Origin of the sequence: Psychrobacter sp. CCUG 69069 (assembly GCF_021023115.1) — a bacterium.
Classification (GTDB): domain Bacteria; phylum Pseudomonadota; class Gammaproteobacteria; order Pseudomonadales; family Moraxellaceae; genus Psychrobacter; species Psychrobacter namhaensis.
In genome coordinates this window covers 41,133-50,581 of sequence record NZ_QQAI01000018.1, presented here as the reverse complement: position 1 = coordinate 50,581, position 9,449 = coordinate 41,133, and the positions used below count along the sequence as shown (strand labels likewise).

At 46.2% G+C, this 9,449-nt stretch carries 8 protein-coding genes; all 8 read left to right on the top strand.

Going from position 1 to position 9,449, the window contains the following annotated elements; translation table 11 throughout:
• Positions 1 to 326: 326 nt before the first annotated feature.
• Entirely contained in the window at positions 327 to 650 is a 324-nt protein-coding gene (locus DVY93_RS10770) for an H-NS histone family protein (protein ID WP_198333923.1), read from the top strand.
• Between the two features lie 240 nt (positions 651 to 890).
• Positions 891 to 1,715, top strand: coding sequence for a type II secretion system protein N (gene gspN, locus DVY93_RS10765; protein WP_230710733.1), 825 nt, complete (start codon positions 891 to 893; stop codon positions 1,713 to 1,715).
• The gene (locus DVY93_RS10760; RefSeq protein WP_230710732.1) at positions 1,716 to 2,612 is read left to right on the top strand and encodes a type II secretion system protein N; all 897 of its coding nucleotides are present in this window, start codon (positions 1,716 to 1,718) and stop codon (positions 2,610 to 2,612) included.
• 141 nt (positions 2,613 to 2,753) lie between these two features.
• On the top strand, positions 2,754 to 4,997 hold the full coding sequence (gspD, locus tag DVY93_RS10755; RefSeq protein WP_230710731.1) for a type II secretion system secretin GspD: 2,244 nt from the start codon (positions 2,754 to 2,756) through the stop codon (positions 4,995 to 4,997).
• 253 nt (positions 4,998 to 5,250) lie between these two features.
• Positions 5,251 to 5,421, top strand: a complete 171-nt coding sequence (locus tag DVY93_RS10750; protein WP_230710729.1) for a hypothetical protein — start codon at positions 5,251 to 5,253, stop codon at positions 5,419 to 5,421.
• Between the two features lie 92 nt (positions 5,422 to 5,513).
• Positions 5,514 to 6,500 carry a TatD family hydrolase gene (locus DVY93_RS10745; protein WP_230710727.1) on the top strand — a complete coding sequence of 329 codons (987 nt, stop codon included), beginning with the start codon at positions 5,514 to 5,516 and terminating at the stop codon, positions 6,498 to 6,500.
• 217 nt (positions 6,501 to 6,717) lie between these two features.
• A complete protein-coding gene (locus tag DVY93_RS10740) occupies positions 6,718 to 7,524 on the top strand; it encodes a tRNA threonylcarbamoyladenosine dehydratase (RefSeq protein WP_230710740.1) in 807 nt (268 codons plus the stop codon).
• A 41-nt stretch (positions 7,525 to 7,565) separates the two neighbouring features.
• Positions 7,566 to 9,365: an ATP-binding protein gene (locus DVY93_RS10735; protein ID WP_230710725.1), complete on the top strand. Its 1,800-nt coding sequence runs from the start codon at positions 7,566 to 7,568 to the stop codon at positions 9,363 to 9,365.
• The last annotated feature ends 84 nt before the right edge of the window (positions 9,366 to 9,449 follow it).

Below are 9,449 nucleotides of genomic sequence, written 5' to 3'. Positions count from 1 at the left end.
TAAATAGATATTGATGATAAATTCGTCTATGGGCATCTCACAACTCCATTGTATTCTTGGTCGAAAACAATAGATTAGTGAGGTGCTCTTCTTTTTTCAATCACTTTCGAAGTTGAGAGTGGGGTTATTGTTTTAATATCTGTTTTTGTTTATATTGTCTGCGCCTACGAATACTAGGATTGATCCTATTTTTATCCACAAAAAAGACATTCATTCACAAAATCTATCATTCTGTTTAATGAATGATGAATGAGCAATTCTTAGTTCTTAATAGTTAACAATATGCCTATTAAGGTTATCTCTCTTATTTTACAGTTGGATTCACTATGAGCAAAAATAACGCAATTGATTTAGACAGTCTAAACGTTGATGAGCTACGCGCCATCACCGAAAATGCCCAGCAGCTTATCGCTCAAAAACAACATCAGCGCTTGTATGATGCTTACATGCAGTTTGAACAAATTGCCGAAGACAGCAATGCGACTATCGAAGAGATTTTAAAAGCTGGTGAAAAGCTAGAGAAAAAACGCAGTATTAAATATCGTAATACCAATAATAACGAAGAGACGTGGACTGGCCGTGGTCGCAAGCCAACGTGGTTGGTCGACGCTCTAGCAGCCGGTCGTGATCTTGAAGATTTTGCTGTCTAACACGGCTTATTTAGCCGTGCAAGATTGCACATGCTGCGTTGCTTTTTAGGCTGATATCTAGGGATTTATTTAAAAGTATTAAGCGGTATTGTAATCCGCCCCAGCGCTTATCAGTAGACAGAAGCCAGTATCTTTATTACCAGTATTTTGGTAAAAAGATACTGGCTTTTTTTCTGTCATCTATAGGCCATTGTTTGTTATGATAATGACGTTTTTGTCTTATATAAGAGTTGTGCCATCGTGCCTCAAATATCTGCGTCGTCTCATAAGCGCCCTCGTAAGCTGTGGTGGCTAGTTGGGTTTGTATTGTTTGCGCTATTTGTCGTGTTACAGATGCCAGCGGTGTGGCTCCTTGAGAAGTATGCGCCAAATACGCCTTATGTACAGCACGTGTCTGGTAATGTGTGGCAAGGCTCAGTCATTTGGCAGGTACCTTTATCAGCGACAGCGCTTACAGGTACGGCTGAGTGGTCGTGGCAGCCATGGCAGCTGTTATTAGGTAAGTTGGGGGCAAAAGTCGATATCCACTCAGGACAAACCCGTCTCAATGGCCAAGTCAAAATAGGGTTTAATTCGTGGCAAGTAGATGACATGAGCGGAAAAATTGCCCCTGAGACGTTAGCCCGTGTGGTTGATTGGCAATTGCCCAATACGCCGATTCAGGTCAATAACGTCGCGCTAAAACGCCAGTCTGGCTCAAATGCAGAAAACAACGACGCAGACAAAAAAATCGCTGAATTTAGTCAAGCGGATGGTCAGTTGACATGGGTTGGCGGTGAAATGGGGTATCCTAGCGGTAATAAGGTCTTTTATATCACGATGCCTACGATGCGTGCTGAGCTTAGCGTGGAACAAAAGAACCATAAAAACCTGTTGCATATCAATCTGTTAAATAACCAAGATAAGCGCTTAGGAGACTTATATATCGACGGCGACAATATGCTAGATGTCAGTTTGACGCAGCGTCTGTTAGAAAATATGCTTGAGTATAAAGGACAAGCGCCGCAAGATACGCCAGTCGTCAGTGTCCGGCAGCCGCTACTAAGTGGGCTGGGGACACGCTAGATGATGAATGTTGCCACCAGTGTAAAACCCCTGATTAATATCCTTAACCGCTGCTCAGGCTGGTTGCTGTTATTAGCCATTGCTTGGTTATGCTGGACCGCAGCGCGTTTGTTATGGTTATTGTTGGCTGCGCCATTAGCCCCCGCATTGCCATTAGCGCCTTTACAAAGCAGCTCTGCCTCTGACAAAGACTACAGTGGCTTGTTCGCTATTTTTTCTGATCCCGATCCTGTCACGGCGGCTGTGCAGCCGCCGCCTAACGTGGGTTTAAAAGGGGTGTTATTGGCCATACCAGAGAGCCTGTCTTCAGCATTATTAGACGTCAATGGTGAGGTAAAAAATTATCGCATCGGTGATGACTTAAAAGACAGTCACTATACGCTTGTCGCTGTCGATTGGAATTCGGTTATTATCGCTGATGCGAACGATAAGCAAACCGTCATTAGCATGCCAGAAGCCATGCCCCTAGACCAAAGTGCGATGCTAGCAGGCGCAGTGAGTAACCAGCGTTTGCCAGATACCAGCATGCTACCGACCGCTCCTCAGCCCGCGCAAGATATTGGGACTGAATCGACCGAGACAGGTAGTGAAAGCAATCCGCAATCGGCTATTGAAGAGGCGGTCACGGCATTGCAAGAAAATCCAGCCAGTTATCTGAGTAGAATGGGGGTGATGGCTGCAGGGGAAAGTTATCAAGTCACAGCGGCCATGCCCTCTAAACTGCGTAACCGCCTAGGGCTTGAACCCGGTGATAAGGTACTAACCGTAAATGGGCAGAGTGTGGGTAATAACCCTGCACAGGATGCTGGGGTACTCCAACAGGTACAGCAAGCAGGTGAAGCGCAAATAGAAGTGCAACGTGGCGAGCAAGTTATTACCATTCGTCAGCAGTTTTAAACCCCATAAACTGCTGACAGCTCCTATGTTAAATAAATAAGCAGTGGGTTCGTGCTGCGGCAAGCGGGCGAGCGCTTAGTCATTTCAGCACACAATAAACTCAGTACATACGAAGCATCATCACGGTAGGTAATCATCCATATGGTCAGTTTTCATAATTTTTCAGTCACGCCTTTGCACCATGTTTTGCAGCGTCTGATGCGGCTGTGTCGCCCTCTTTGCCTAGCCGTGCCATTATGGGCCGCCAGTATAGGGCTTGCGAGTGCTGAGAGTTGGAAGGTTAACTTACAAGACGCTGATATCAAAGCCTTTATCAATGAGGTGGCCACCATTACTGACCAAAACTTTGTCCTTGATCCACGTATCAATGGCAATGTCACGGTGATCTCCAATAAAGCCTTGTCCCGTGATGAGATCTACCAGCTGTTTTTGAGTGTGATGCAAGTGAACGGGGTGGCCGCAATCGAGTCGGGAACCACTATTAAACTGGTACCAGACAATATTGCTAAGCAATCAGGCGTCGCTGTAGATTTGCGCGGTGACAGTGTCGGGGAGGCTCTGGCAACCCGCGTTATGTATTTGACCAATACCCAAGCTGCCGAAGTGTTGGGTGTTATTAGACCACTGATGCCGCAGTCCGCTCATGCCGCTGCCGTGCCTGGAGTCAATGCACTGGTGTTATCCGATCGTGCAGACAGTCTTAACCAGCTGACAGCACTTATTCGGGATCTAGACAGTAATGTTAATGATAGCTTGCGTGTGATACCACTGCGTCATGTCGATGCTGAGCGTATGATGGATCTGATCAGCTCACTGGTAGCAAGTGCTGCTGGTGGTCAGGCACAAGGGGGTAATCAGCTAAAGGTGATTGCTGATACGGCCAGTGATAGGCTGTTGGTTAAAGGCAGTCCTGAGATGATTGCTAAAGTTCAAGAAATGGTCAACGAGTTAGATACCACGCCCACAAGACGGTTAAGTGGTCTGCGCGTCTTTCGATTAAAATATGCCAGTGCCGGTCATATTGCAGAAATGCTACGTGGATTGCTTGCCAATCAGTCAATTAATAGCAAGGGTGCCACCTCTTCGTTAGAGTCGGCGTCACTGAACGATGCGAGTAGTACAGGAGCGGCTTTAGCTAATGATGCTAGTACCCTTAATAGTAGTGCTACGACCTCAGCGACATCCAGCACAAGCGCAAATAGTACGGGTACAGGGGTGGGTGGCCGTCCCTTTAGTATTATCGCTGATGAAACGCAAAACGCCATCATCGTCAATGCGGCACCTGAGCTGATGTTTGAGATTGAAGAGGCGGTCAATCAGTTAGACAATCGCCGAGCGCAAGTATTGATTCAAGCCGCTATCGTCGAAGTCTCAGGTGATGATGCAACCCAGCTTGGCGTGCAATGGGCGCTAGGCAATGCCAATAGTGGCTATGGGGTGATAAACTTTAACAATGTGGGGGCAAGTGCCGCCTCCCTTGCCGCCGCTGCCTTATCAGGTGGAGGTACAGCCGGCATCAGCGCAGCAGCAGGCTCGATAGCTGGGGCGTTAATTGGTATCGGTGATAGCAGCAAAGACAGCCAAGGGAATACCCAGTTTTATGGGGCTATCTTGCAGGCGCTTGATTCTTCTACCAGTGCAAACCTGTTGTCTATGCCATCGATTTTGACGTTGGACAACGAAAAAGCCAGCATTTTGGTTGGGCAAAACGTGCCTTTTGTTACTGGCTCTTTTACCACCAGTGGCAACAATTCAAATAACCCGTTTCAGACCATTGACCGTCAAGACATTGGTATTAACCTAAATGTCATACCGCACATTGGTGACAATGGCACAGTTCGTTTGGAGGTCTCGCAAGAAGTCTCGTCGGTTGTCCCTGGCAGTACGGGCAACGCGAGTGGTTTGATCACCAATAAAAGCCTTATTAACACAACGATTTTAGCCGATGATCAGCAGACCATTGCGCTCGGGGGGTTGATGCGTGACAACACCACCACACGTCAACAAAAAGTTCCGGGCTTGGGTAATGTACCCGTCATTGGCCGCCTGTTTCGCTCTGACAATGATACGACGCAAAAAAGCAACTTAATCATCTTTTTACAGCCAACCATCCTTCGAGATGGCGGGGCGGTCGCTAGTGTCACTGAGCGCAAGTTCAATCAGATGCGCGTACTGCAGTTGGTCATTGATAAAAACGGTACGATCAAACAACTGCCATTGAGTGGTACAGAAGGCTGGGATGGTAAAATCAGTGCGGATTATGAATTGATGCCGCTTAACCCGCTTATTCCTAAGCGCGATCAGACACCAAAAGCCGCCCCTCAGGGCTTCACGAAAGTGGATAGCCCAAGTAGTGGCATAACCACTTATCCTTTGAATCGTTAATACCTCAACAAATGGCTGTTTCATGCTACCTTAATTAAATGACCGTCTCTTCTTGCCACCACCTTTGAAAGTACGGAGTAATGTGACAAGGCGCCTTGAACGTAAGTGATATCGCGTCTTGATTTGCGTATTGATAACACAGATAAACACAGTACTTTTTATTTCCCCGTATACTAGCTACTAGTTAGGCATTGATGATGAACACTTGCTGATAAATCCTATAGATAATGATATAAAGGTAGAGGTGAAGACGTTGACAAGCCATCCTAATACAAAAAAGTGGTTGATTTTAGGGGTGATTGCCACAGGTTTATTGGTGATTCCTCGGCGTAGCAGCCAAAAAGCTGATATCAACTTATCTGACAAAAACACTGTAAAAACCAAAAGTAACATCATTAATAGTGAGCAAAGAACAGCTAAATAGCGGCGTAGAAAAAACGCCTTTAGTGACCGTGACGGTTTTGTGGTTCACATAACGCCTCACCTTGTGAAAAAATATTAATTTGGAGTCTAACCATGACCCCTAACGATTTATCTACCGTGTCTACACAGACGCCGCCTGATATTTATCCTCTCATCGACACTCATACTCATTTGGATATCCCAGTGTTTGACGATGATAGAGAGCAACTCATACAGCAGGCCTATAAGCAGGGTGTGCGACACCTTGTATTAGTCGGTTATTTATATCGGCATTTTGAGCGTATGTACGATACGAAGCAATTACTGAATAAGCGGTTGCCATCTTCTACACTAGAAGCTAACAGACAAGATCAGACCCATACCAACATTCATATTGCGCTGGGTTTACATCCTTTTTATATTGAACAGCATCGCGAAGACCATTTAACAGAGATGGCAAAAATGATTGCTGAGCAGCGGCCGCTCGCAATCGGTGAGATTGGTTTAGACACCTTTACTGATGTTATGAAAACGCCGGAGATGTTTGCCAAGCAAGAGCGTTTTTTTAAGGCGCAGTTGGATATGGCAGTGACTTATCAGCTGCCAGTGATGTTGCACATTCGTAAGGCCCACGCAGAAGCATTGGCCATACTAAAAGCACATGACTATGATGCCCATAAGCTGGGCGGGATCGCTCACAGTTTTAGTGGCGGCGAGCAAGAAGCAAAGGCGTTTGTGAAGTTGGGCTTTAAGCTTGGGGTTACTGGTCAAGTCACCAACCCAAACGCTAAGAAACTGCGTCGCGCTATTCAAGCAGCCGTTGACAATTATGGTATCGAGTGCTTGGTGATAGAAACCGACTGTCCGGATATGACGCCTATCATGTGTCAGACAAAAGAGGAGGATTCATCAGTGCTTGGCAGCAGTCCGGCCAATGAGGAGCGAGCTACGCCAGTACATAATAGAAATGTACCAGCCAATCTAGCGTGGGTGGTGCTGAGCCTAAGTGAGTTACTTGATGTACCACCGTCTACTCTGGCTGAACAATTATGGCACAACAGTTGCAACGCTTTGCAAACGACATGGGCTTATTCTCCCTAGGCGTTGCTATCACTATCAATAACGGATACTACCAAACGTGATGTATTAGGAGCCACTTGTTTGGAGTCATTGAAACGCGAATGAAGTAGTAACGAAAGCCCTCACAACCAGAACCAGAGTAATCAACACAATCTAAAAGAGCCTATAATCTGTGATGAGTAAAACCCAGCCATTTGACCAACCAATGACAGAACCTGTCGACACTGACGCTTCTGTCATGCAAGATACCAATACAACTGCAGAAAGTGAGCAGTATGAACGCCGTTTCCAAGGAACACGGACACTCTACGGCGCCTCTACAGTGGATACTTTTGCCGCCGCCCATGTCTATGTTATTGGCATAGGGGGCGTTGGCTCTTGGGCAGCTGAAGCGTTGGCTCGAACGGCAGTCGGTACGGTTACGTTGATTGATTTGGACGTGTTGGTGGCCTCTAACGTCAATCGGCAGCTACCAGCGCTAGACAGTACTTTTGGCCAAAGCAAAATTGCAGCGATGGCAACGCGTATGCGTGAGATTAACCCAAAGGTAACCCTAAACTTAATTGATGATTTTTTGACGGTAGACAATATAGAGAGACTATTGCCCAGTCGTCATGAAGCAAAATCCGCTGCAGCAGAAGGCAGGCCTATTGTGGTGCTAGATTGTGTCGATGATATGCATGCTAAGCTCGCCATTGCCTTGCATTGCCGTTTTAATAAACTAAAACTGGTCTGCGCCGGCGGGGCTGGTGGCAAAACAGACCCGACTCAGATCAGGGTCAGCGATTTACGCGAGAGTTACCAAGATCCACTGCTTGCCAAACTACGGAATAAGCTACGCCATGAAAAAGGCATCAATAGCACGCTAAAGGAAAAGTTTGGTATCAAATGTGTGTATTCTGTAGAGCCGCCGCGCGTAGATAAACACTGCCAAACAGGTGGCCTGCATTGTGGCGGTTATGGCTCAGCAGTCGTTGTTACGTCCGTGGTAGCGATGATGATGGTGAGTGAAGCGTTACAGTTGCTGATAAAACAGACGGTGTGAGGCTGCGCGCCTGATATTATTTAATGGAGTCTATCTTGTCTATGTTTAACTCACCTACACACAGTTACCCAGTAGCGGTAGATGAAGAAGAACGCATTAATAAGCTGAGGAAGTATCGGGTACTCAATAACAATGATGAGCCTGCTTTTGAGCGCCTTATTGCGCTGGCAAAGCTGTTTTTTGACACGCCAGTCGTTGCCATCTCCTTCATGGATGAAGATACCCAATATTTAAAATCTGCCCTCGGACTTGATGGGGTGTGCCAAACGACGCGTGAAATCGCTATTTGCAATTATACGGTACTCTCTAACGAGGTTTTTATAGTACCAGACTTAGCACAAGACAGTCGTTTTAGCCAAAATCCGTTAGTGACAAGCTCTCCTTATTTGCGGTTTTATGCGGGCGCGCCCATCATTTTGCATGAGAACAATAAAAGCTACCGTTTAGGCTCTTTATGTGTGATGGATATGAAGCCGAACCATCACTTTGATGACCAACAAGCGCAGGTGTTGGCTCAATTTGCGATGATGGCAGCCGATGCCTTGCAATTACAGGATAAGCAGCGCGAAGCTAAACATGCCAATGAGATGAAGTCAGATTTTTTGGCCAATATGAGTCATGAAATCCGCACCCCAATGAACGGTATTATTGGTATGGTAGAGATGCTAGGGGAGACTACACTTAGCAGTGAACAACAAGAGTACGTGGATAATATCAAAGTGTCTAATGAGCATTTGATGGCCATTATCAATGGGATTTTAGACTTATCGAAAGTAGAGTCGGGAAAAATGACCATTGATTCTGTGCCAGTTAATTTGTCTGCATTGTGCAATGAGGTGGTCAGCCTCTTTGCGGTCAAAGCCCGTCAGCGCGGTTTGATTTTAGACTACCACTATACTGAGTCGTTATCGACTTATGTGCAAGGAGACCCAGTACGCCTCAAACAAATCCTAGCAAATCTTGTCAATAATGCCATTAAGTTTACTCGTGAAGGTGGGCGAGTGAGTATCGATGTCAAACACGTGCCCAACTGCCACTGTGAAGATCATGATGATCAACGTTCTAAAGAGTATGAGTTTACGAGCGCTCAAAAAAGCAGTTCGGGTAAAGTTACGACTACTAGTGTGCCTAACGAAGCCATGACCTTATGTATCGAAGTCACAGATACGGGGGTGGGTATCAAAGCCGAATCATTGGAGGCGATATTTGATGCCTATGATCAGGCAAATAAATTCACCCACCGGCTCTATGGCGGTACTGGTCTTGGGCTGTCTGTGTGTAAATCGTTGGTTGATTTGATGGGGGGATATATTGATGTAGATAGCAAAGTTGGGGTCGGTACGACTTTTAGTGTTTTATTGCCGCTACCTTCTATCGATGAGCATCAATATGAGGCGTGGCAAGGCTTAAACGACTTGTCCATCATTGCGCCCACCCATGAGCGTGCGGGGCACATATTATTGGTTGAAGATGATACGGTCAATGCGATTATCGCTAAAAAAGCGCTAAACAACAGTGGTCATACCGTCACTCATGTCACGGATGGACAACAAGCCATTGAGATTTTTGCTTTGTCTCCTGAGCGCTATGACCTTATTTTAATGGACCATCACATGCCAATTTTGGATGGTGTACAGGCCACAATCAAACTGCATGAACTCTACGATCCCCAGACACTACCGCCCATTATTGCTTTGACTGCCAATGCGATGGATGGCGAGCGCAAAAAATATCTAAACGTTGGCATGCAGGATTATTGCACCAAGCCTTTTAAACAAGAACAGTTGAATGCGTTGGTTCAATACTGGCTGATCCAAAAACAATCCTCAGCAGAAGAATAGGGGCAAAGTGCTCTTAATAAGAGGCGTCCATAGTGACCGCCCCACGTACAAAAAAAGCGGAACCACTTATCACGTGGTTCCGCT

What these genes read in the sequence shown, in the direction of transcription:
- DVY93_RS10770 (WP_198333923.1), top strand. Translation starts at nt 327, where the DNA reads ATGAGCAAAAATAACGCAATTGATTTAGACAGTCTAAACGTTGATGAG.
- DVY93_RS10760 (WP_230710732.1), top strand. Translation starts at nt 1,716, where the DNA reads ATGATGAATGTTGCCACCAGTGTAAAACCCCTGATTAATATCCTTAAC.
- gspD (WP_230710731.1), top strand. Translation starts at nt 2,754, where the DNA reads ATGGTCAGTTTTCATAATTTTTCAGTCACGCCTTTGCACCATGTTTTG.
- DVY93_RS10745 (WP_230710727.1), top strand. Translation starts at nt 5,514, where the DNA reads ATGACCCCTAACGATTTATCTACCGTGTCTACACAGACGCCGCCTGAT.
- DVY93_RS10740 (WP_230710740.1), top strand. Translation starts at nt 6,718, where the DNA reads ATGCAAGATACCAATACAACTGCAGAAAGTGAGCAGTATGAACGCCGT.
- DVY93_RS10735 (WP_230710725.1), top strand. Translation starts at nt 7,566, where the DNA reads ATGTTTAACTCACCTACACACAGTTACCCAGTAGCGGTAGATGAAGAA.